Source organism: Streptomyces sp. NPDC050703 (genome assembly GCF_040654435.1).
Classification (GTDB): Bacteria; Actinomycetota; Actinomycetes; order Streptomycetales; family Streptomycetaceae; genus Streptomyces.
This window is the reverse complement of record NZ_JBFAHX010000059.1, coordinates 1-20902: the sequence shown is the minus strand read 5'-3', so window position 1 is coordinate 20902 and position 20902 is coordinate 1. Positions and strand designations below refer to the sequence as shown.

Below are 20902 nucleotides of genomic sequence, written 5' to 3'. Positions count from 1 at the left end.
ACGCACGGCCCTCGTCCGGATAACAGAAACCGGGGGAACCGGTGGAACCGGTGGCCTAACGTCCGTCGTGCGGGGAGAGCTGTTCGCACCGGGCCACGAGCCGGGACAGTTCGACGCGAGAGCGTACCCCGAGCAGCGCGAAGACGTTCCGCAGGTGGTGGTCGACGGTCCGCGGACTCACCGAGAGGTGCCTGGCCACCTCGCGGTTGGTGGCACCCTCCGCGACCCGGCGGGCGATCCTGAGCTGCTGCGGGGTCAGGCACGAAAGACCGCCCTCCGGCGGTCCCGCCGCCCCTGCCTCGCCCGTGGCGCGCAGCTCGGCCCGCGCCTGCTCGGCCCAGGCACGCGCGCCGCACCGTTCGAACGAGACGAGGGCGTCCCGCAGCCTGCCCCTGGCCTCGCCCGGGCGGCGCCTGCGGCGCAGCCACTTGCCGTGGAGGAGCTGGGTGCGGGCGTTCTCGAAGTCGCCGCCCGACAGCTCGTGGCGGGCCAGCGCCACCGCGTACAGGGCGTCGCTCTCCTCGGGGCCCGCGAGCAGCGCGTGGCAGCGGGCCAGTTGCGCGGGGGCCTGCGGATCGGCGCCCTGGGCCGCCCATTCGGCGAACTCCGCGACGCAGCCGCGCGCCCGCTCGCCCTCCCCGGCGAGTACGGCGGCCTCCACATAGCAGGGCACGGCGAGCATCCGCACCGCGAAGTGGCCGCGCCGCGGGCCCGGCCGCACCACGGGGCCGAGCCGCGCGGCGGCCTCCGGCGCGCGTCCGCGGCTCAGCTCGTGGCGGGCCAGCGCCCACTGGGCCAGCGTCGCGGCCTGGGCGAGGCCGTGCCGGTCGGCGATCCTCGCGGCGGCCGCCGCCCGCGCGGTGACCGCGTCGGCGTCGCCCTCGACCGACGCCACCAGGGCGAGGATCGCGTGGTGCCGGGCGGCGACGTTGCACTGCCCGGTCGCCTCCGCGGCCCGCAGCCCCTCCTCGGCGTGCGCCCGCGCCCGCGCGTGCCGTCCGGCCCGCAGCTCGGCGTAGGCCAGGTGCTCAAGAGCCTGCGGTACGTGGATGTCGGTGCCCGTGGCGCGTGCGGCGGCGAGCGCCCGGGCGTTGATACGAGAGGCCGCTGCGAGGTCCCCGGCCACGAGGGCGGCGACCCCGGCCCGCAGCAGCCGCCCCGGGTCGTCGGCCCGTTCGCCCTGGTCGACGACGTTGCGCAGCCGGCGGCTCGCCGCGCTGAGCCGCCCGCGCATGACGACGAGCATGGCGGCGCGGTACTCCTCGGCCTGCGGGTCGACGGCCGTGCGGTCCCGGCGCGCTGCCGCGGTCGCCGGGGAGGCGGTCGCTGGGGGAGTGCCGAGCGCGGAGAGGTACGCCCTCGCGTCCCCCATGTCCCACGCCGCCGCCATGGCGCAGAACCGGGCCTCCGCGGCGGCGTCGGGATCGTGCGGCAGGAGCAGTTCGGCCGCGAGCAGCAGCGCCTCGCGGGCATCGGCCACGGGACCGTCGCCCAGCGCGAGCCGGCCCCGGGTCAGCTCGACGGCTCCGCGCACCAGCGGGTCGGTGGACTCGGAGCGCGCGGTGGCGAGCAGCTCCCGGGCACGGGCGGGCCTGCCCGCGAGCCGCGCGTGGTCGGCGGCCGATGCCCTGCGCAGCGCGCGCTCCCGCGCGGCCTCGGTGAGGTCGGCCGCCGCGGCCAGGGCCGCCGCGCGTTCGGCGTGGCCGGCGCCCGTGCCCGCGTCCTCGGCCGTGGCCACCAGCGCGGCGGCGAGTGCGGGGTCGGGGCCGGTCGCCGCCAGCGCCCGGTGGAGCAGGCGGAGCAGCGGCGGGGTGCGGGTGCCGTCGAGGGCGGCGGCGAGCAGCCGGTGGGCGGCCCGGCGCCGGGCGGGCGGGGCGTCGGCGTAGAGCGTCTCGCGCAGGCCGGGGGTGTCGAAGCGGACGCGGCCGTCCGCGAGGTGCACGACCCCGGCGGCCTCGGCGGGGCCGAGCGCCGCACCGTCGAGGCCCGCGCCCGCCGCGGCGGCAAGGACGAGGTCGGCGTCGGCGCCTGCCCGCTCGGCCCCCGGCGCGTGGGCCGCGGCGGCGAGCAGCAGCAACTGCCCGGTCTCGGGCGCCAGGCCCCCGTAGGAGGGTGCGGGCCGCGCGGGCAGCGGCCGTGGCAGGGCGGCCCGCCCGGAGAGCTGGCGCGGGGTCAGTCCGGCGACGATGCCGTGGAGGAGGCCCGGGTTGCCGCCCGCCGCCCGCAGCACCTCGTCCCGTACGACGGGGTCGGCCGCGCCGCCGGTGAGGTCGTCGAAGAGCGCGCCCGCCTCGCCGGGCGCCAGCGGGTCGAGGCGCAGGACGGGCAGCTCGGCCAGGTGCGGGTCGTCGGCACGGCGCTCGGTGACGGAGACGAGCAGGCCGACGGGGTGCGGTCCGGTCAGGCGGCGGGCGGTGAAGCCGAGGGCGGCGCGGGACGCCGCGTCCCACAGGTGGACGTCGTCCACGCAGAGCAGGAGCGGGCCGCGGGCCGCCAGGCCGCGCACCATGTCGAGCAGGGCCCCCGGCGACTCCGGCGGCGCGGCGGGGCCCGCCCCCGCACATCGCGCCCCCGCGCACCACAGGGAGTGCAGTCCGCTGTAGGGGATCAGGCTCTCGGCGGGCACGGCCCGCGTGCTCAGGACCGTGCCCCGGCCCGCGGGGGAGCGGAAGGCGCGGGCGGCGTGCGCGAGCAGCGCGGTGCGCCCGAGCCCGGGGGCCGCGGCGAGCACCAGGACACCGCCGCGCCCCGCGTGCACGCCGTTCGACAGGGCGTCGACGGCGCGCACGGGGGCGCTCCGGCCAGCTGCCGGGAAGGGGGTCGTCACGGTCGTCGGTCCGGCCACGACCGTTACGTTACTTCCGCGTAAACCGATGCGGAAGGCGTTCCTCAGGAGCGGAAGGCGTTCCTCAGGAGGTGTGCGGGCAGTTGCCCCGGTACTCCTCGATGGTCAGGCTCGGCCGCGGCAGCGGGCAGAGGAACTGCTCGTAGCGCACGTCGTTGTCGATGAAGCGCTTGAGCCACGAGATGCTGTACTTCGCGATCGTGGTGTCGGAGGTGTTCGGCGTGAAGTGGCTCGCGCCGTTCAGCTCCAGGTACGCCTTGTCGAGGGAGCCGGGCAGGCTCTCGTAGAAGGGCTCCGAGTGCGAGGCGACCGGGGCGATGGTGTCGCCGTCGGCGCCGACGACGAGCGTGGGCGTCCGCAGCTCGGGCCAGCTCTTGTCGAGGTTCCAGCCGGTCAGCGGGATCGCCGCCTGGAGCGCGGGACGGCTCTTGGCGGCTTCGAGGGTGCCGCCACCGCCCATGGAGTGCCCCATGACACCGAGTCTGCTGCTGTCGACCCTGCCTCGTACGGTGCTGCGCTCGGTCAGGTAATCGAGTGCGGCCAGGAGCTGGCGGCCCCGGCTCGCGGGCTGGTCGAGCGTGGTGAGGGTGTCGATGGTGAAGACGACGAAGCCCTGTGAGGCGAGCCGCGGGCCCAGCCAGGAGATGGACGACTGGGTGCCGGTGTAGCCGGGCGAGATCGCGATGGCGCCGAACGTGCCGTCGCTGGTCGACGTCGGGTAGTAGATGGTGCCGCCGCCGAAGCCGCTGACGCTCAGGGACGACACGCGCGTCTCGGAGACGGAGTAGTGGCCGCGCGGGGCCTCGATGCTCGACACGGTCGGCGCCGGTCCGCGCTCGTAGGGGTTGTCCGCGGCGCCCGCGCTGGGGGTCTGGGCGGCGATCAGGCCGCCCGCGGCCAGCAGGGCGGCGAGCCCGGAACGCAGGAGGCGGTGGCGGGTCCGGTGGCTGCCGGGGGATGCCGTGGGGGCGGTGGTCCGGATCGTGTTGCTCGTCTGCTGCACGACGGTGGTTCCTTTCGGGGGAAGGCTTCTGTCGGCAGCGGCCACTGTCCGGGCCGTCGCCTCCCTCGCGCATCGGCGAAATCACCGGTCTTCAACAACCGCACGTCACTCGTTCGGGTGTACGGGTGGCGGAGGTACGAGGCGCGGGGAGGGGCCGGGCCGGGCCCGGGAGGGCCGCCCCGCGCGCGGCCCGCCGTCCTTCCGCGTCCCCTTCGCCCCGGGCGCCCGAAAGGCGGACGGGTGCGGCCGAAGGGAGGATGACCGGACAGTCCGGCAGAGCCTGCGAGGTGGTAGCTGTGCAGACAGTCGTGGAGAAACGAGCGGTGATATCGGAGTTCCTCGGTACGTTGCTCCTGGTCTTCTTCGCCGTGGGGTCGGCGGTGCTCTGCGTCGAGTACATCGGCACCCTCGGCATCGCGCTGGCCTTCGGTTTCACGCTGCTGGCCCTCGCCTACACGCTCGGCCCGATCTCGGGCTGCCACGTGAACCCCGCCGTCACCCTCGGCATGCTCGTCGCGCGCCGCATCGACGTCCGCGCGGCCGTCACGTACTGGGTCGCCCAGCTCGTCGGCGGCATCGTCGGCGCGGCCCTGCTCTTCCTGCTCGCCAAGCAGGTGCCGGGGCTGCGGACGAGCGGCTCCTTCGGCAGCAACGGCTACGGCGGCCGGTCCGCCGTCGGCATCAACATCGGCGGCGCCTTCCTCGCCGAGCTGGTGCTGACGTTCCTGCTGGTGTTCGTGGTCCTCGGGGTGACGCACCGCGTGGCGGTCACCGGCTTCGACGGACTGCCGATCGGCATCGCCCTGGCCGTCATCCACCTGGTCGGCATCCCCCTGACCGGTACGTCGGTCAACCCCGCGCGCAGCCTGGGCCCCGCCCTGTTCGCCGGCGGAGGCGCCCTGACCCAGCTCTGGCTGTTCATCGTGGCGCCCATGGTGGGCGGTGCGCTCGCCGCGCTCGTGCACCAGGTGACCCACCCCGTGGGCGAGGAGCGCGTCATCGCGGACAAGGCGTCCGCGGCCTGACGGGCGGCATCTGCGAACGAGCGGGCCGTGGGCGGCGCGGTGTGACGCGCACGCCGCCCACGGCCCCACGGCCGCCGTCCTACGGACGACGGCGGCCGCGCCTCAGCGGCGCCGACCCCGCTGAGGCGCGCGGACCGCGGGGTCCCGGCGGTCCGCGCGCCGCGCGACGGTGACCGGCACGGCGGGCTGTTAAGTCCTTCCGCGGGAAGGGGCTCCGCGGATGCACCGGACGGACACGCGTCGCACCGGATTTCCCGGCACGTCCGCACGGAGTGTGGCCCAGGGGGCGGCGGCGACGTGGAGTCGGCGGCCGGGGCTCACGAGGCTCGCCGGGGCGCCGGCGGCCGATGCTCGTGAGGCTCCTCAAGGAGCAGGCGCAGGCGCCGCATCCCGCGCCGGGCGTGGCTCTTGACCGTGCCCAGCGGCCACCCCGTCACCTCGGCGATCTGCGGCTGGGTGAGGTCCTCGTAGAACGCCAGGCACAGCACCGTACGCTGCGGTACCGGCAGCCTCGCGAGCTCCCGCGTCAGCACGACCCGGTCGACCGCGGCCTCCGCCTCCTCGTGTCCGGTGTGCCAGGCGGTGTACCGCGCCGCCGCGCCCTCGACGAGCGCCGCCCTGCGGGCACGCGCCGCCAGGGTGTCCGCGATCTTGCGCCGCGTGATCCCCGTCAACCAGGCCATGGGGCTGCCCAGTTCCGGCCGGTAGCCGGTCTGGCCGCGCCACGCGGCGAGGAAGACCTGCTGCGTGACGTCCTCCGCCTCACGGCTGTCGCCGAGGGCGCGCCGGGCCAGGGCGTGCACGCGCGGCCCCCCTCGGCGGTACAGCGTGACGAGGCACGACTCGTCACCGCGCGCCAGTCCGGACGCCAGCTCCGCCTCCGTGTCCGGCCCCTCGGCGTGCCGCCGTGACACCGCTGTACCCATCGACGCTCCGTCAGCTCCTCGGATCGGTCGGCATCCGCCGTCATTCCGGTCGGAACCGGGCAGGCGCACCACGGTCCCGGCCGCGGCGGGGTCATCTTGGGAACAGCCGCGTTCGCGCGGCAACCTGCGTCGGTCATGCGTCGTATCGTGGGCAGATGGATGACTCAGGGGGGCGCCCCGGAGGGCGTGGGGACCAGGCACAGGAGCGTCCGGGGAGCGGTGGCCCCGAGGACGCCGGAGTCACCACCGGCGCGCTGGCCAGGCGGCTCGGGGTGTCACCGACGACCCTGCGGACCTGGGACCGCAGATACGGCCTCGGCCCCGCCCGGCGCGAGCCCGGCCACCACCGCCGCTGGTCGCGGCGGGACGTGGCCATGGTCGAGGAGATGGGCCGGCTCACCGCCGCGGGCGTGCCGCCGGCCGAGGCCGCGCACGCGGCGCTGAAACTGGCCGGCGAGGCACCGTCCGCACAGGTGCCGAGGCCCCGCGGGGCACGCCGCACCCGGGCCTCGGCACCAGAGATGTTCATAAGGCAGCGCAAGGGCCTCGCACGCGCCGCCACCCGTCTCGACGCGCCCACGGTCCAGGAGTTGCTGACCGGCGCGGTGGAGCGGCACGGCCTCGTCGACGCCTGGCACGAGGTGATCATGCCGACGCTGCACGCGGTGGGCCGCAAGTGGGAGGAGGGCGGCGACCGGTACGTGGAGGTCGAGCACCTGCTGTCCTGGCACGTCTCCCGCACCCTGCACCGCTGCGCCACCGCCCCCGCAGCCCCGTCCGCCGCGGCCCCGCTCATCCTGGCCTGCGTCCCCGGCGAGCAGCACTCGCTCCCGCTGGAGGCGCTCAGCGCCGCCCTCGGCGAACGGGGCGTGCCGCAGCGGATGTTCGGCGCCGCCGTACCCGTCGAGGCGGTCTCCGCCGCGGTCCGCAGGACGGGCCCGCCGGTGGTCTTCCTCTGGTCGCAGGCCCGGTCCACCGCGAGCGTGCCGCTGGCCCGGCACCTGGCCGACCTCCGCTGGGGCGTACGGGGCGCCAGGGGCGGGCCGGTGGTGATGCTGGGCGGGCCCGGCTGGGCGGGGCCCGCGGTCCGCGGGACGCTGCGGCCGACCAGCCTGCGCGAGGCGCTGGCCCAGATCGCGAAAGCGCACGGCGGACCGGCCGACGCCACCGGTCACGAAGGGACTTGACGCGCCTGGCCGGTCGGCGCCCTTGACACGCGCGTACGGTTTCGCGACCTTTGAGCCCCGCCGCGCCGTTCGCACCGGCCACCGGCCACCGGCCGTGGCACGGGCGTACGCGCGGCGGCGGCACGGTATCCGCAGACCAGGCAGGACGCGGCAGCGTCATCGGGGGAGTGGTCGCCATGCGATCCCGCAGCTACGGCCCGCGCGCCGTACCGCGAGACCGCGCGCACGGCTCGCCCCGGGCGGACCGCGTGGAAGGGCGGCTGAGCCAGAGGTGCGCATCACCATCCACAGACCCGACGACCTGAGCCCCTCGACCCGTTCGGCCTGGCACCAGGCGATGGACGAGTCACCCGAGTACGCGAACCCCTTCCTCGCACCGGAGTTCGCGGAGGCCGTCGGCCGCCACCGCGGCCGCTCGCTGGTGGCGGTCCTGCGGGAGAGCGGCAGGCCGGTCGGCTTCCTGCCGTACGAGCGCAACTCCCTCGGCGTCGGCCGGGCCATCGGCCTCGGCCTCTCCGACTGCCAGGCCCTCGTGCACCGCCCCGGCGTCATCTGGGACACCGAGGAACTGCTGCGGGCCTGCGGCCTCTCCGTCTTCGAGTTCGATCACCTCGTGGAGGAGCAGAAGCCCTTCGGCGGGTACGTCACGGGGACGTTCGCCTCACCCGTCCTCGACCTGAGGCCCGGCGACGGGGACTACGCGCGCTGGCTGCGCGGCGCGTACCCGAAGCTCGCCAGGACGACGCTGAAGAAGGAGCGCCGCCTGGGCCGCGACCTCGGCGACATGCGGTTCGTCTACGACGAGCGCGACCCGAAGGTGCTGCGCACCCTCATGCGCTGGAAGTCCGCCCAGTACCGCAGGACGGGCCGCATGGACCGCTTCGCGCGGCCCTGGATCGTCGACCTGGTGGACCACCTCTTCGAGGTGCGCGAGGAGCACTTCACCGGTGTGCTCTCCGTGGTGTACGCCGGGGACCGCCCGGTGGCCGCGCACTTCGGCCCGGCGTCGCGGACGGTCCTCGCGGCCTGGTTCACCGCGTACGACCCCGAGCTGAGCTACTACTCGCCCGGCCTGCTGATGCACCTGCGGATGGCCGAGGCCGCGGCGTCGCGCGGGGTGCGGCTGATGGACATGGGGCGCGGCGAGAAGGAGTACAAGGACTGGCTCAAGACACGTGAGCTGCGGGTCGGAGAGGGCTTCGCGACCCGGCCCCACCCCGTGGCGGCGGTGCACCGCATGTGGCGCAGACCGGTGCGGGGCCTGCGCAACACGGTCCTCGCCCACCCCCGGCTGCGGGAACCGGCCGACCGGCTCCTCAGGACGGTCGGCGGCCTGCGCACGTCCGGCGGGACGGCGGCCCCCGATGCCCGGCCGGTCCGCACGCCCTGAGCCGCGGGCGGACCCTTTCGACGGCGACGAAGCGGAAGAGGCGGGATGTCCATGCCCTACGGAGCACGGCTGGCCGACGAGATGACCCGGCGCCTCGGGCGCGGTTGCGTCTACACGCCCTCGGCCCGGCTCGCGCTCTACCTGGCACTGCGGCACTGGTGCAGGCCGGGCGCGCGGGTGCTGATGTCACCGGTCAACGACGACGTGATCCTCTTCGTGGTCCTCGCGGCGGGCCTGCGCCCCGTGCAGGCCCCGGTGTCCGCCTGGGACGGCAACATCGACCCGGCCGCCGTACCCGAGTCGACGTGGCGCGGTGTGGACGCGGTCCTGACCACGAACCTGTACGGGGTGCCGGACCGCGTCGTCGAACTGCGCGAGCGCTGCGACCGGTTGGGCATCCCCCTGTTCGAGGACGCGGCGCACGCCATCGGCGCGCGCGTCGAGGGGCGGCCGGTCGGGACGTTCGGCGACGCGGCGGCGTTCAGCCTGTCCAAGCACGTCGCGGCGGCGGCCGGCGGCTTCCTCGCCGTCGGGGACGCGCGCACCCGGCGCGAGGTGGAGCTCCTGCGCGACGAACTCCTGACGCCGCGCCGCCTGCGCCACGACCTGACGACCACCCTGCGCCCGCTGGTCCGCTCGGCCGTGCGCTCCACGGGGCTCGTGCGCCCCGTATGGCGGACGATGCAGCGCCTGGGCCTCCTCGAACGCGACTCCTTCCGCATGGACCTGCGGCCGCGGCAGCTCGCGGGCGCGGCCGGCCGCGCCCCTGACCTGGCCGCGTACGAGTCCTGGGTCCGCGTCGACCTGCACGGCTTCCGCTCGCGCCACGGCGCCGCCGTCCGCGCCCAGCAGAAGCTCCGCATGGCCCGTCTGGAGAGCGACCTGGCCCGCAGGCGCGTCGGCGTCTCGCTGCTCGGCGAGACGGCCTGGGCCGGCCGGCCGCTGCGCGAGCGCTCGGCGGAAGAGGGCCCGCCGCCCCTCTTCCGCGTGCCCCTGCTGGTCCACGACCGCGACGCCCTGCTCGACCGCCTGGTGGACCACGGGCTGGTGTGCGGCTACGTGTACGACCCGCCGCTCGACGACTACGCGGGCGCCGAGTTCGTCGAGCCCTCGCCCGACCCCGCGGCGGCGCGCTGGTTCGCCGCGCACACCCTGCCCGCCGATCCGCTCCTGGCCCGCCGGGTCATCAACGCGCTGACGGAGGAGCGCGCACGGCCCGCCCGCCCGAAGGCGCCGCTTCCCCCGGCCCTTACCGGCGGGTAATGTCACGGGCCGAGGAACGGAGTACTCCATGGCCCGCACGTTCACCGTGTCCCGCAGCATTGTCGTCGAAGCACCGCCGTCCCTGGTGTACGAGCAGGTCAGCCGCCCCGCGCAGATGGGGCGGTGGAGCCCGGAGAACCTGGGCGCGACCCTCGCCGACGCCGGGCGGCCCGCCCGGGTGGGCCAGGTCTTCGTGGGCCACAACAAGCGCGGCGCGGTCCGCTGGACCACACGCTGCACGGTGACCGAGGCGGACCCCGGCGCGTGCTTCGCCTTCCGCGTCCACGCCATAGGCCTCAAGCGCCCGCGCCTGCGCGGCCCCATCGCCACCTGGGAGTACCGCTTCGAGGCGACCACGAGCGGGCAGGGTGCGCCGGGCGGGGCGACGCGCGTGACCGAGACGTGGACGGACGACCGGCGCGCATGGCCCGACTTCGTGGCCGCCGCCTTCGACCGGATCGCCACCCGGGGACACACGTTCGCGGCCTTCCAGGTCCGCAACATCGACCGGACCCTGCGCAACCTCAAGCGGGAACTGGACGGGACGGCCGGGACCGCGACCCGGTGAGCGGAGGGCCGGTGGGCGCGGCACGTGACCGAAAGGGGGCGCGCCACCCCCGTGGGGTGTTGCCCCGGCCCGCGCGGTGCGCGAGTGTGCTCTGTCATGGACCGTGACCGCAGCGCCACCGGGCTGCCCCTGTCCCGTCGTCAGCTCATCGTCACCGCCGGGGCGGGAGGTGCCCTCGTGGCGCTGGGCGCGGCACCGGCCCCCGCCCGCCCGCGGACCGGCGTACCCCTCTCCTTCACCCGCGTCACCAACGGGGCGGCCACCCTCCCGCCCGGCGGCGGCAGGCTCGTCGCCGAGGCGCAGGCCATGCTCTGGTCGGTGCCCCGCACGGGCGGCGAAGCCGTGCCGCTGACCCCCGCGGACCTGGAGCCCAACCGTCCCGTGCACTCACCCGACGGCACGCTGATCGCCTTCGGGGCGTACCGGGACGGCGGCTTCCACCTCTACACGATGCGCCCGGACGGCACCCGGCTGCGCCGCCGCACCGACGGACCCTGGGACGACCGCGGCCCCGCCTGGTCCCCGGACGGCACCCGCATCGCCTTCGCCTCCGAGCGGGGCGGCGACCCCGTCGAGGGCGGCCCGTACCGCATCCACGTCCTCGACCTGGCCCGCGGCGGGATCACCCGCGTGACCGGCCTGCCGGGACAGGAGGGCCCCCTCCAGGACGGCCGGTGGGAGGACTTCGACCCCACCTGGTCACCGGACGGCGCACGCATCCTGTTCGTCCGCGGGACGACCGTCGCCGGACCCCAGGGCACCGTCCTCCAGGCCCGTACCGTCGCGGCGGTCGCCGCCGGGGGAGCGGGCCCGGTCACCACCGTCCACACCGAGACCGCCGCCGCCCAGGTGATGACCCCGGCCGTCGACGGCGACCGCCTGGCCTATCTGCGCGTCACCGCGGCGCCCCACGCCTCCTGCGCCCTCGTCGTCGACGGCGCCCCCGTCGCCCTCGACGGCGACATCGCCCCCGTACCGCCCCGCTGGACCGCGGACGGCAGGCTGCTGCTCACCGTGGACGGCCGCTTCACCCTCGTACGCCCGGACGCCCCGGACACGGCCGAGGCGATCCCGTTCGACGCCACCGTGCCGGTGGACCGCCCGCGGTACCGGGGCAAGGAGTACGACCTCGGCCTCGGCAGGGGCGGTCCCGTGCGCGGCATCCACCTGCCCGCGCTCTCCCCGGACGGGCGGCGCGTCGCTTTCGCCGCGCTCAACTCGCTCTGGCTCGCGGACACGAGGGGCGGCCGGCCACGCCGGCTGCGCAGAGCCGCCCCCACCGCCTACCTGCTCGGCCCCACCTGGGCCAGGGACGGCAGGTCACTGGTCTACGCGGACGACCGCGACGGGCTGCTCGGCGTGTACCGGCACGACCTCGCCACCGGCACCGAGACACCGCTCGCCACCGGCGGCCGGGTCCACCCCGCGCTCTCGCCCGACGGACAGCGGCTCGCCTGCCTCGACCTGACAGGACGGCTGATCGTCCGCGACCTGGCCGACGGCACCGAACGCACCCTCGCCACCCCGCTCGGCGGCGGAGGACTGCCCGGCAGACCGAGCTGGTCACCGGACGGCCGCCACCTCGCCCTGTGCGACCGCAACCGGCTCAACTTCCGCTTCCGCGAGGGCTACAACCTCATCCGCGTCGTCGACACCACCACGGGCGACGACCGCCTGCACGCCGTCGCCCCGCACACCTCGCTCGCCGACCGCTACGACTCGGGGCCCGTCTGGTCGCCCGACGGCCGCCACCTGGCCGTGATCGTGGACTCCGCGCTCCACGTCCTGCCCGTCGCCGCCGACGGCACCCCGCGCGGCGCACCGCGCATCCTCACCGAGGAACCGGCCGACCACCCGTCCTGGTCGGGCGACTCGCGCACGCTCTTGTACCTGTCGGGCACCCGGCTGCGCACGATCGCGGCGGACGGCGGCCGTCCGCGCACGGTCCCCGTCTCCCTGCACGGCCGCAGGCCCGCACCCGACGACCTGGTGGTGCACGCGGGGCAGCTGTGGGACGGCACGGGGGAGGGGACGCGGGACGACGTCGACATCATCGTCCGCGACGGCCGCGTCCAGGCGGTGGAACCGCACCGCGCGCGCAGGGGCACGCGGTCCGACCGGCGCGTCGACGCCTCGCGGAGCACGGTCGTGCCCGGCCTCTGGGACAGCCATACGCACCCCTGGCAGAGCACGTACGGGGGCAGGCAGACGGCGGGACAGCTGACCTACGGCATCACCACGGCGGTGTCGCTCGGCGGGTTCGCCTTCGAGCAGGCGCGCGTCAGGGAGGCCGTGGCCGCGGGCGAGCTGGCGGGACCGCGCCTGCTCACCGCGGGGGAACTGCTCGACGGCGCCCGGGTCGCGTACAGCATGGGCCGGGCCCATACGAGCAGGGCGGGGCTGCGCCGGTCGCTCGAACGGGGCGCCGCACTGGACTGGGACTTCGTCAAGACCTACGTACGGGCGCCGGGCTGGGTGATGCGGGAGGCCGCGCGCTTCGCGCACGACCGCCTCGGGGTGCGGTGCGGCGGACACCTGCTCTCACCCGGCGTCCAGCTCGGCCAGGACCTCACGACGCACCTCCAGGCCACGCAGCGCGCGGAGTCCGGCCACGCGGTGACCGCGTCGGGCAAGGCGTGGGACGACGTCCTCGCCGTCTACGGCACGGGCTTCGCCCTCATCGCCACGCCGTTCACCTCGGCGCCGCTGCTCGGCGCGGACCCCGGCCTCGCGGCGGACCCGCGGGTCACCGCGGTCATGCCCCCGTGGGACGCCGCGCAGATCAAGGAGGCGGCGGGCGTCCCGCCGACCGCCGCGCAACTGGCCACCCTGCGCCGGGAGACCGACATCTACCGCCGCGTCCTGGCCGCGGGCGGCCTGGTGGCCCTGGGCACCGACCAGCCCCTCGTCCCGGTGGGCCTCGCCCTCCACCTGGGCCTGCGGGCCCTGCACCGCGGCGGCCTCTCGCCCGCGGCGGCCCTGCGCACGGCGACGGTCCTGCCGGCCAGGCTCTTCGGCCTGGACGAGGAGCTGGGCACGGTGCGCCCCGGCAGGATCGCCGACCTCACGGTGGTGGACGGCGACCCCTTCACCGACTTCGCCATGCTGGTACGCACGACGGAGGTCGTACGCGCCGGCGTCCGCCACCGCACCGAGGACCTGGTGTCGGCCTTCACCCCCCACGAACCCCCGGCCCCCTCGCCCGAGGGCTGGCTGGAGACATCCCGCCTGATGAGAAGGGACGCCTGCTGCGGGAGCTGTTAGGGCGTGTTTCGCACGTGGCGTCGTCCGCCCGGGCCGGACAGGCGGGACTTTCGCAACACGCCCCAGGGGCGCGCGGGACCGCGCGGACGGCGGGCGGGGCCGCGCCCGGCAGCCGGCGCGCCCTCAGCGAAGCCGCCTCCGCCCCCGCCGCCGGGGTGCGGGCGACGCCAGCCGGACCTCCGTCTCCACCGCACGCGGCGCCACGGCCTCCCGTACCTCCGCCAGGGCCTGCCGGGCCAGCTCCCCGAGGACCGCCCCCGGCACCCCGTCGGAGGCGAGCGTCACGGTGACCCGGACCCGCAGCCGCGCGGAGCGGCCGAGCAGGACCACCCGCGCATCGGCCACGCCCCGCACCCCACGGGCCCGCTCCGCCACCGCCGAGGCCAGCGCGGCACCCGACAGCGTGACCCCCGCCCGCCCGAGCGGCAGTTCCCGCAGCCGCCCCGCGCGCAGCTGACCGACGGCCCACCACAGGAACAGCAGCACCCCCAGGCAGAGCGCGGCGATCACCAGAGGCGTCCACCACCCCCGGTCGCGCCACCGCCCGAGGGCGCCCTCGTCGAGCCACACCCGGCCGGCCGGAAGCCGCGGCCACCCCGCGGGCAGCCGGTCCCGCACCGGTTCCGTCGCGGAGGCGAGCGCGGCGCCCGCGACCAGCAGGGCCGCCGCCGACACGAACAGCGCCCCGCGATTGGCGCCGTTACGGAGCCGGCTCATCGGCGGCGCCTCCCCGCACGGTCGAAGTCTCCACGGCGGCGGCCGGCGGTTCGGGCGGCGCGCTCCAGACCGGTTCGGGGCGCACCCGGACGCGGACCCGCGGAGGCCGTGCCAGACCACACGCGGCGACCGTCTCCCGGGCCGCCTCCGCGACGGCCGCCCGAGCGGGCTCCCGCGCGCCGAACCGCAGCCCCGCCCGCACCCGGGCCCGCCGCCTGCCGACATCGACCCGGACCGGCCCGACGCCCGGCACGTCCGCCACGGCGTCCCGCAGCAGCGCGGCCACGGCACGCCGGTCGACGCTCGCCCGCACGCCGGGCGGCGCCGCCAGGGGAAGCCGTCCGCGCAGTCCGGGCGTGACGGCGAGGACGAGCAGCCACACACCGAGCGCCGACACCCCGGCGGCCACCGCGAGGCCGGGCCACGCCGCGCTGTCCGGGCCGTGGGCGGACAGCCACTCCACCGACCGCGTCCGCCACCGCGCGGGCGCACGGCCCGCCGCGTGCACGGAGACGACGTCGTGGAGGAGCAGAGCGCAGACCGCGGCCACGAGGAGGGCCGCCACCGCGACGGGCGTCCGCCGCTCGGACCACGGCCTGCGCGTACGGACCCCGCCCGCCTCCACCGCCCCGGCCGGCACCGGCCCGCCGGGTGCCTCCTCGGGCCGCTCCCGCACCCGCAGCGCTTGTACCCGTACCCGCGCCGAGGGCACGGCGAGTCCGGTGAGCAGGGCCGTGCGGCCGGCGACGTGCGACCGTACGCGTTCGCCCGCCTCGTCGAGCGCCGCGGGGTAGGGCAGGGTCACCGTGACGCCGACGCGGGCCCGGCGGCCCCGCACGACCGCCGAGCCGCGCCCGGCCCGGACCTCTCCCGGACCGAGGGCCTCGGTGGCCGCCCGCTCGGCGATGCGGCGCACCGCGCGGTCGGCCACGGTCGTCGAGCCGCGCTCCGCCGCCGGGCCGCTCATCGGCCGCCCCGGCCGCGGCCCCCGAGGAACTCCCGTACGTCCGTGCCGTCCTCCACGAGACGCCCCACGACGAAGCCGACCGCGCCGAGCGCGGCCACCAGGAGGAAGGCGCCGAAGCCGCCGAACCAGCCGGCGAACCCCAGGGCCATCCCCGCGACCATGCCTGCCAGAGCTGTGTTCACCACTCACCTCTCACCGCGGAACCCCGCGACATCGACGACACAGGACCGCGCTGCCGGGTCCGGCAGCCCGGCGCGGGCTACTCCACCCGCGTGTCGCCCGTCGGGTCCGCGGTCTCGTCGCCGGGCAGGCGCACGTCGTTGACCGCGACGTTCACCTCGACCACCTCCAGACCGGTGATGCGCTCCACGGCGGCGATGACGTTCTCGCGGACGTCGTGGGCGACATCGGTGATCGGCACGCCGTACTCGACCACGATGTCCAGGTCGACGGCGGTCTGCCGCTCGCCGACCTCGACCTTCACGCCGCGCCCGACGTTGGGCCTGCCGCCGGGGACGCGGTCGCGGACGGCGCCGAGCGTGCGGGAGAGCCCGCCGCCCATGTCGTACACGCCGGGGATCTCGCGCGCCGCCATCCCGGCGATCTTCACGACCACCACGTCGGCGATCGAGGTCTTCCCGCGCGTCGCGGCAGGCTCGGACGCGCCGGTGCCGCCCGTCACGGTGGTGCTGCCCGCGCTCTTCCGCGCCACGTCGGCGCGACCGGTGTCGGCGGAGGTCGTGGTCGTGCTCGTCGTCGCGTTCGAGCGGATGTCCTGGGTCGTCATGATGGCATCTCCTCGTCGTCGAAAACCGTACGGCTGCCTTGTCCCCGTGGGTTCGGTGCCCGCGTGCGCGCGGATGCGCCCGGCCCGCGCCCACTCTCTTCCGTCCGACACGGATGCCGGAACACCGTTACGCGCCTCAGCGGAATTTCTCTCCGCGGCGGGTAACGTGCCCTCGCCGCGCAACGCGGACGGCCTTCCATGTGTCGTAGGAGCACGGCCCGGACGAGAGGAGCCGCGTGTGCCCGGGGACCGGGGCGGAACGCCGGAGGAGGACACGGCGGACACGTCCGCGCGGCGGCACGACGGACTGCTGGCGGTGCGCGCAGGGGAAGGCGACGAAGAGGCCTTCGAGGAGCTGATGCGCCGCCACGCCCCAGGGCTCCTTCGGCTCGCGACGCGGCTGCTCGGCAGCCGGACGGAGGCCGAGGACGCCGTACAGGAGTCGTTCGTGAGCGCTTGGCGCAAGCTGCCGGAGTTCCGCAGGGACGCGCGGTTCAGCACGTGGATACACCGGATCGTCACCAACCGGTGCCTGAACGTGCTGCGCTCGCGCAGGCCCTCCGTCGACCTGGAGGGCGTGCCCGAACCCCAGGCGCCCGAACACGAGGCGTCCCCCTCAAGGGTGGCCGAATCCCACGCCGCCGTGGCCGACCTGTCCCGGGCGATGGCGGGACTCTCACCGGAGCAGCGGGTCTGCTGGGTGCTGCGCGAACTCAACGGCCTCTCCTACGAAGCCATCGCCGAGTCCGTCGGCATCAGTCCGGAGGCGGTGCGTGGCCGCGTCTTCAGGGCACGGCGCTATCTCACGGAGGCGATGGCCGCATGGCGGTGAACGAGGGGACAGGACCGGTCGAGGGGCACGGCGCGGCCGGCGGGGGCGACGCGGCGCTCGACCGGGCGGAGCGGGAACCGCTGCCCTGCGGCAGGGAGTTGTGGAGCGTCTGGGAACGCCACGAGACCGGTGAGTCCGACCCCCACGCCGCCGGGTGCCCGCACTGCGCCGAGGCGCTGGACTCGCTGCGGCGCCTTGAGGACGTCGTCTCCACCGCGAGGGACGCCGACCCGGCGGAGGCGGAGCCGGACGCGTCGGCGCTGGTGGGCCGCGTCATGGACGTCGTACGCCTCGAACTGCGGCCGGGCCGCACGCTGCCGCTCGGCGAGGAGGACGAGGACGCCTGGATCGTGGAGGCCGCCGCGGCCCGGGTGGTCCGCGCGGCGGCCGAGACCCTGCCGGGGGTGCGGGCGGGCAGCTGCCGCATCGAGGGCCTGCCGGGACACGGGCCAGGGGCCGCCGCGGCACCGCGTGGCCCGGTCGTCATCCGCCTGGCGGTGGAGGTGGCGCTCACCCGGGGCCTCCAGGAGGTCGCGGACGGGGTGCGCCACCGGGTCCTCGAAGCCGCCGGGAGCGAGCTGGGCATGCGGGTCGCCTCCGTCGACGTGACGATCGCGGACATCATCGAGGAGAGCGGGGAGCGGCCGTGACCGAGCAACCGGGCTCCGGTGAGCTGACCGAGGCCGTGGGCAGGGCGGTGCTCGCCACCCCCGGCGTCGCCTTCCTGCGGCCGGGGCTCGCCCAGCTCGTCCGGGCATCGAGGACCCTGGCCCGGGTGCGCCCCGCGTCCGGTGGCCCCTCGTACGCCTCCGGTGTGCGGGTGACGCGGGACGCGGGGGCCTGGCACGCCGAGGTGCACGTCGTGCTGCGCCGCGGCCACCGGGCCGTGGACGTGACCCGCGAGGTGCGCGCCGCGGTCGCCGACGCCGTGCGGCGGACGGCCGCGACACCGGGCGCCCCGGGGGTGGGCGAGCCCCGGGTGACGGTGACCGTGACGGGGCTCGTCTGACGCCCGTACGGAGCCGGCCCCGCGGCGGGCGGCGGAGCGCTGTTGCCGTTCGGTGACATGCGGGACACAGCTGTGACGTAAGGGAGGACAACGTGTGCGGGACCCGGCGGGTCATAAGGGATGTCGAAGTGAAAAGGCGGAGGAACCCGCCGACGAGCCGGGCCGATGATCTGGGGGAAACGATGAGGACGAGCATGCGTGTGAACAAGAGCCTGGTCGCCGTGGTGGCGATGGTGGCGGCGGCCGGTGTCGCCGCGGCGGCGGCACCGGCCTCGGCGGCCGGTACGCCCCGCTTCCTGGCGCCTTCCGAACTGCCGCCGCACGCCACGTCCGCCTGGACGGCGGGCCCGGTCACGGCGGGGCAGCCGGACCCGCTGCCGATGTGCGTCGGCGAGGCGTTCCCCTCGACCTCCGTGCACCGCGCCTACCGCACGGACCTGGACACCGGCGCCCTGCAGGTCACGGTCGTCGAGCGCAGCGAGCAGCGCGCCAAGGACTACGCGGCCCTGCTGCGCGCCAAGCTCGACGGGTGCGCGGAGAAGGTGATGGCGGAGAACCCCGACATCACCGCCGAGCAGAAGTACTACGGCAAGCTGGACGTCGAGGAGGGCGCGCACGTCTACGGCGTCCACACGAACGCCTCCTGGGGCGCCTCCGACATCAACATGTTCTCGGTGGGCCGTGACGGCAGCACCGTGACGCTCGTGCAGTGGGGGCAGATGGGCGGCTTCGCCGACGCCCAGGTCGCCGACTTCAAGAAGACGACCGCCACGGCCGTGAGGAAGCTCCACTGACCCACGGCACACGGCTGCCGACCGGCGGCCCCGACCAGCGGCCCCGGCCGCCGGCCCACACGGACCGGCGGCCGGGGCCGGCGTCGTTCCCGACCGGGACCTCCTTCCCGCCCCACGGGGGCCGTTGGTCCCGAATGCCGCCCCGGGCGCGGGGCACTCGACCGTCACGACCGGTTACTCCGGTCGCCGGACCCGTCTGGCGGCCCCTCGGCGTGTGGTCATGCTGAAGGCGGGTACCGGAATGTCCCGATCGACATCGAAAGTGAACGGAAGGTAGCACCGTGGGCGTCATCGCCTGGATTCTGGTCGGCTTGATCGCGGGAGCGATCGCGAAGGCACTGACCCCGGGCAAGGACCCGGGCGGGGCGATCGTCACCATGCTGATCGGCATCGTCGGCGGCCTGCTCGGCGGCTGGCTCGGAAAGGTGATCTTCGGGGTGGAGTCGATCAACGGCTTCTTCCACCTGTCCACGTGGATCGCCGCCATCGTCGGCGCCGTCATCGTCCTGTTCGTGTACCGCCTGTTCACCGGCCGTGCACGGCACTGAGCAACCACAGCAGCAAGGAAAGGCAGCGTCATGGCTGAGAACACCCTGAACGGCCGCCGCGTTCTGGCGGTCGTCTCCAACTACGGGATCGAGCAGGACGAACTGGTGGTGCCGGTGCGGCATCTGCGCGACCGGGGCGCCCACGTCGACGTGGCCGCCGTCTCGGCGGAGGAGATCCAGACCCTCGTCGGCGACAAGGACCCCGGCAAGACGGTCCGGCCCGACCTGAAGATCTCGGACGCGGACGTGTCCTCGTACGACCTGCTCTTGGTGCCCGGCGGCACCATCAACGCCGACAGCCTGCGGCTCGACGGCGACGCGGTGGAGGCGGTCCGCGCCTTCGCCCGTGCCGGCAAGACGGTGGCCGCGATCTGCCACGGCCCGTGGCTGCTCGTCGAGGCCGGCGTCCTGGAGGGCAAGACCCTCACCTCGTACGCCTCGGTCGCCACCGACATCCGCAACGCCAAGGGCACCTGGGTCGACAAGGCCGTCATGCACTGCGGTGCCGGGGACTGGGACCTCATCACCTCGCGCACGCCGGACGACCTCGACGACTTCTGCCGGGAGATCGACTCCACGCTCGCGGCGGCGGGCTGAGACGCCCCCCTTCGTCCGGCTCGCGCCGGGCACGGGACGCGGGACACGGCGGTGGCCGGGAGGAAGACCTCCCGGCCACCGCCGTGTGCCGGGACGGGTCCCCTAGCGGGTGGCCCAGACGAGCACCCCGGCCAGGACGAAGAGCAGGCAGGCGGCCGTGTTGGTCCGCTTGTAGGCGACGAGGACGGCGGCGAACTCGCGGATCGTCGCGTTCGGCCAGAAGTACGCGGCCGTCGGCGAGCCCACCACCTGGCCCCTGACGCCGGTCCGCCGGGCGGTGAGGGCGGCGCGGAAGGCGTGGTAGTTGTTGGTGACGACGACGCACCGGTAGGCGGGGTCGGCCCGCTCCATGATGGCCTTGCTGAAGCGCAGGTTCTCCTCCGTCGTCGTCGAGCGGTCCTCGCGTTCGATCAGTTCGGCGGGGAAGCCGCGGGCCGTCAGGTAGTCGGCCATGGCGTGCGACTCCGGCAGCTTCTCGTCGGGGCCCTGGCCGCCCGAGGTGATGAGGACCGGCGCGCCGCCCCGCCGGGAGAGCATCGCGTGCACGCTCCGCGCCCGGTCGAGGCGGCTGGCGAGCAGCGGCGGCACCGTGTCCCCGCCGATGAGACCGGAGCCGAGCACGACCACGAAGCCGGCCTTGCGGCGGACCCGCAGCCGCCCGTAGAGGAAGGCGTAGCAGACGAAGCACAGGAAGAGGAAGGACAGGTAGCCGGAGAGCCCGAGGGCGGCCGTGCCCGCCCCGAGGAGAACCGGGCTCCGTACGAGCGACGCCGTGACCACCAGGGCGATGACGCCGACGATGGCGAGGGCGGCCGTCAGGGAGAGCAGATTGGTGGGGCTCCGGCCCTCTTTGCGCACCATCCGCAGCCCATTGAGGAAGAGCAGGCAGGTCAGTACGAGGATGCCGAGCGCGCCGAGCGCGAGCAGCGCACAGGCGATGACCGTGCCCGTCGTCGAACCGGACCGCAGCAGCCGCGACATCCAGGCGATGAGCCCGCAGACCGCGGCGAGTCCGAGGATGACCGCGTTGCCGAACCTGCGGCTCTCGCGCAGCATCCGCCAGCAGAAGAGGAGGAGAAGGAGGTGTCATCGTCTCCGGCGGCCTCCAGGCGGGCGAGGTGCAGCCCAACCGCTCCACCACCCTGGACGACAAGCCGCCCGTGCTCTCCCGGCCCGCCCG

Annotated in this window: 20 protein-coding genes; 12 read left to right on the top strand and 8 right to left on the bottom strand. The window is 75.6% G+C overall.

Going from position 1 to position 20902, the window contains the following annotated elements:
- Positions 1-55: 55 nt before the first annotated feature.
- Together AB0I16_RS32760 and AB0I16_RS32755 are read right to left on the bottom strand one after the other, a co-directional pair.
- A complete protein-coding gene (locus AB0I16_RS32760) occupies positions 56-2845 on the bottom strand; it encodes a LuxR C-terminal-related transcriptional regulator (RefSeq protein ID WP_363253301.1) in 2790 nt (929 codons plus the stop codon).
- Positions 2846-2909: 64 nt separating this feature from the next.
- Positions 2910-3749 carry a dienelactone hydrolase family protein gene (locus AB0I16_RS32755; RefSeq protein WP_363253315.1) on the bottom strand — a complete coding sequence of 280 codons (840 nt, stop codon included), beginning with the start codon at positions 3747-3749 and terminating at the stop codon, positions 2910-2912.
- 407 nt (positions 3750-4156) lie between these two features.
- On the opposite strand from AB0I16_RS32755, the gene AB0I16_RS32750 reads away from it, so the two are divergent.
- Positions 4157-4873, top strand: coding sequence for an MIP family channel protein (locus AB0I16_RS32750; protein WP_363253314.1), 717 nt, complete (start codon positions 4157-4159; stop codon positions 4871-4873).
- 317 nt (positions 4874-5190) lie between these two features.
- Here AB0I16_RS32750 and AB0I16_RS32745 read toward each other — a convergent pair whose 3' ends face one another.
- Complete coding sequence (locus AB0I16_RS32745) at positions 5191-5799, bottom strand: sigma-70 family RNA polymerase sigma factor (protein WP_363253300.1); 609 nt, start codon at positions 5797-5799, stop codon at positions 5191-5193.
- A 155-nt stretch (positions 5800-5954) separates the two neighbouring features.
- Between AB0I16_RS32745 and AB0I16_RS32740 the strand changes: the two genes are divergently transcribed.
- The 5 genes from AB0I16_RS32740 (at position 5955) to AB0I16_RS32720 (ending at position 13471) form a co-directional block, all read left to right on the top strand.
- On the top strand, positions 5955-6986 hold the full coding sequence (locus tag AB0I16_RS32740; RefSeq protein WP_363253299.1) for a cobalamin B12-binding domain-containing protein: 1032 nt from the start codon (positions 5955-5957) through the stop codon (positions 6984-6986).
- Positions 6987-7257: 271 nt separating this feature from the next.
- Complete coding sequence (locus AB0I16_RS32735; protein ID WP_363253298.1) at positions 7258-8376, top strand: GNAT family N-acetyltransferase; 1119 nt, start codon at positions 7258-7260, stop codon at positions 8374-8376.
- 45 nt (positions 8377-8421) lie between these two features.
- Complete coding sequence (locus AB0I16_RS32730) at positions 8422-9639, top strand: DegT/DnrJ/EryC1/StrS family aminotransferase (protein WP_363253297.1); 1218 nt, start codon at positions 8422-8424, stop codon at positions 9637-9639.
- Between the two features lie 28 nt (positions 9640-9667).
- Complete coding sequence (locus tag AB0I16_RS32725) at positions 9668-10207, top strand: SRPBCC family protein (protein ID WP_363253296.1); 540 nt, start codon at positions 9668-9670, stop codon at positions 10205-10207.
- A gap of 96 nt (positions 10208-10303) precedes the next feature.
- Positions 10304-13471, top strand: coding sequence for an amidohydrolase family protein (locus AB0I16_RS32720; RefSeq protein ID WP_363253295.1), 3168 nt, complete (start codon positions 10304-10306; stop codon positions 13469-13471).
- Between the two features lie 123 nt (positions 13472-13594).
- Here the strand turns inward: AB0I16_RS32720 and AB0I16_RS32715 are convergent, their stop codons facing one another.
- The 4 genes from AB0I16_RS32715 to AB0I16_RS32700 all read right to left on the bottom strand — a co-directional run bounded on the left by AB0I16_RS32715 (position 13595) and on the right by AB0I16_RS32700 (position 15942).
- Complete coding sequence (locus AB0I16_RS32715; protein ID WP_363253294.1) at positions 13595-14188, bottom strand: alkaline shock response membrane anchor protein AmaP; 594 nt, start codon at positions 14186-14188, stop codon at positions 13595-13597.
- A complete protein-coding gene (locus AB0I16_RS32710) occupies positions 14172-15155 on the bottom strand; it encodes a DUF6286 domain-containing protein (protein WP_363253293.1) in 984 nt (327 codons plus the stop codon). Before AB0I16_RS32710 ends, AB0I16_RS32715 begins: the two co-directional genes overlap by 17 nt.
- The gene (locus AB0I16_RS32705; RefSeq protein ID WP_363253292.1) at positions 15152-15337 is read right to left on the bottom strand and encodes a hypothetical protein; all 186 of its coding nucleotides are present in this window, start codon (positions 15335-15337) and stop codon (positions 15152-15154) included. Before AB0I16_RS32705 ends, AB0I16_RS32710 begins: the two co-directional genes overlap by 4 nt.
- A 77-nt stretch (positions 15338-15414) precedes the next feature.
- On the bottom strand, positions 15415-15942 hold the full coding sequence (locus tag AB0I16_RS32700; protein ID WP_363253291.1) for an Asp23/Gls24 family envelope stress response protein: 528 nt from the start codon (positions 15940-15942) through the stop codon (positions 15415-15417).
- A gap of 307 nt (positions 15943-16249) precedes the next feature.
- On the opposite strand from AB0I16_RS32700, the gene AB0I16_RS32695 reads away from it, so the two are divergent.
- The 6 genes from AB0I16_RS32695 to AB0I16_RS32670 all read left to right on the top strand — a co-directional run bounded on the left by AB0I16_RS32695 (position 16250) and on the right by AB0I16_RS32670 (position 19722).
- Entirely contained in the window at positions 16250-16774 is a 525-nt protein-coding gene (locus tag AB0I16_RS32695; RefSeq protein WP_363253313.1) for a sigma-70 family RNA polymerase sigma factor, read from the top strand.
- A complete protein-coding gene (locus tag AB0I16_RS32690; RefSeq protein WP_363253290.1) occupies positions 16765-17424 on the top strand; it encodes an Asp23/Gls24 family envelope stress response protein in 660 nt (219 codons plus the stop codon). Before AB0I16_RS32695 ends, AB0I16_RS32690 begins: the two co-directional genes overlap by 10 nt.
- Complete coding sequence (locus AB0I16_RS32685) at positions 17421-17783, top strand: Asp23/Gls24 family envelope stress response protein (RefSeq protein ID WP_363253289.1); 363 nt, start codon at positions 17421-17423, stop codon at positions 17781-17783. The genes AB0I16_RS32690 and AB0I16_RS32685 overlap by 4 nt, the downstream gene beginning before the upstream one ends.
- 194 nt (positions 17784-17977) lie before the next feature.
- A complete protein-coding gene (locus AB0I16_RS32680; protein WP_363253288.1) occupies positions 17978-18577 on the top strand; it encodes a hypothetical protein in 600 nt (199 codons plus the stop codon).
- Positions 18578-18858: 281 nt separating this feature from the next.
- Positions 18859-19125 (top strand): GlsB/YeaQ/YmgE family stress response membrane protein, encoded by a 267-nt coding sequence (locus AB0I16_RS32675; RefSeq protein ID WP_076687541.1) that lies wholly within the window; start codon positions 18859-18861, stop codon positions 19123-19125.
- A 30-nt stretch (positions 19126-19155) separates the two neighbouring features.
- On the top strand, positions 19156-19722 hold the full coding sequence (locus AB0I16_RS32670) for a type 1 glutamine amidotransferase domain-containing protein (protein WP_363253287.1): 567 nt from the start codon (positions 19156-19158) through the stop codon (positions 19720-19722).
- Between the two features lie 102 nt (positions 19723-19824).
- Here AB0I16_RS32670 and AB0I16_RS32665 read toward each other — a convergent pair whose 3' ends face one another.
- Positions 19825-20778 carry a YdcF family protein gene (locus AB0I16_RS32665; protein WP_363253286.1) on the bottom strand — a complete coding sequence of 318 codons (954 nt, stop codon included), beginning with the start codon at positions 20776-20778 and terminating at the stop codon, positions 19825-19827.
- Positions 20779-20902: the final 124 nt, after the last annotated feature.

Coding starts and splice junctions, on each gene's coding strand:
- AB0I16_RS32745 (WP_363253300.1), bottom strand. CDS start 5,799: ATGGGTACAGCGGTGTCACGGCGGCACGCCGAGGGGCCGGACACGGAG.
- AB0I16_RS32740 (WP_363253299.1), top strand. CDS start 5,955: ATGGATGACTCAGGGGGGCGCCCCGGAGGGCGTGGGGACCAGGCACAG.
- AB0I16_RS32730 (WP_363253297.1), top strand. CDS start 8,422: ATGTCCATGCCCTACGGAGCACGGCTGGCCGACGAGATGACCCGGCGC.
- AB0I16_RS32725 (WP_363253296.1), top strand. CDS start 9,668: ATGGCCCGCACGTTCACCGTGTCCCGCAGCATTGTCGTCGAAGCACCG.
- AB0I16_RS32720 (WP_363253295.1), top strand. CDS start 10,304: ATGGACCGTGACCGCAGCGCCACCGGGCTGCCCCTGTCCCGTCGTCAG.
- AB0I16_RS32715 (WP_363253294.1), bottom strand. CDS start 14,188: ATGAGCCGGCTCCGTAACGGCGCCAATCGCGGGGCGCTGTTCGTGTCG.
- AB0I16_RS32710 (WP_363253293.1), bottom strand. CDS start 15,155: ATGAGCGGCCCGGCGGCGGAGCGCGGCTCGACGACCGTGGCCGACCGC.
- AB0I16_RS32700 (WP_363253291.1), bottom strand. CDS start 15,942: ATGACGACCCAGGACATCCGCTCGAACGCGACGACGAGCACGACCACG.
- AB0I16_RS32690 (WP_363253290.1), top strand. CDS start 16,765: ATGGCGGTGAACGAGGGGACAGGACCGGTCGAGGGGCACGGCGCGGCC.
- AB0I16_RS32680 (WP_363253288.1), top strand. CDS start 17,978: ATGCGTGTGAACAAGAGCCTGGTCGCCGTGGTGGCGATGGTGGCGGCG.
- AB0I16_RS32670 (WP_363253287.1), top strand. CDS start 19,156: ATGGCTGAGAACACCCTGAACGGCCGCCGCGTTCTGGCGGTCGTCTCC.
- AB0I16_RS32665 (WP_363253286.1), bottom strand. CDS start 20,778: ATGCTGCGCGAGAGCCGCAGGTTCGGCAACGCGGTCATCCTCGGACTC.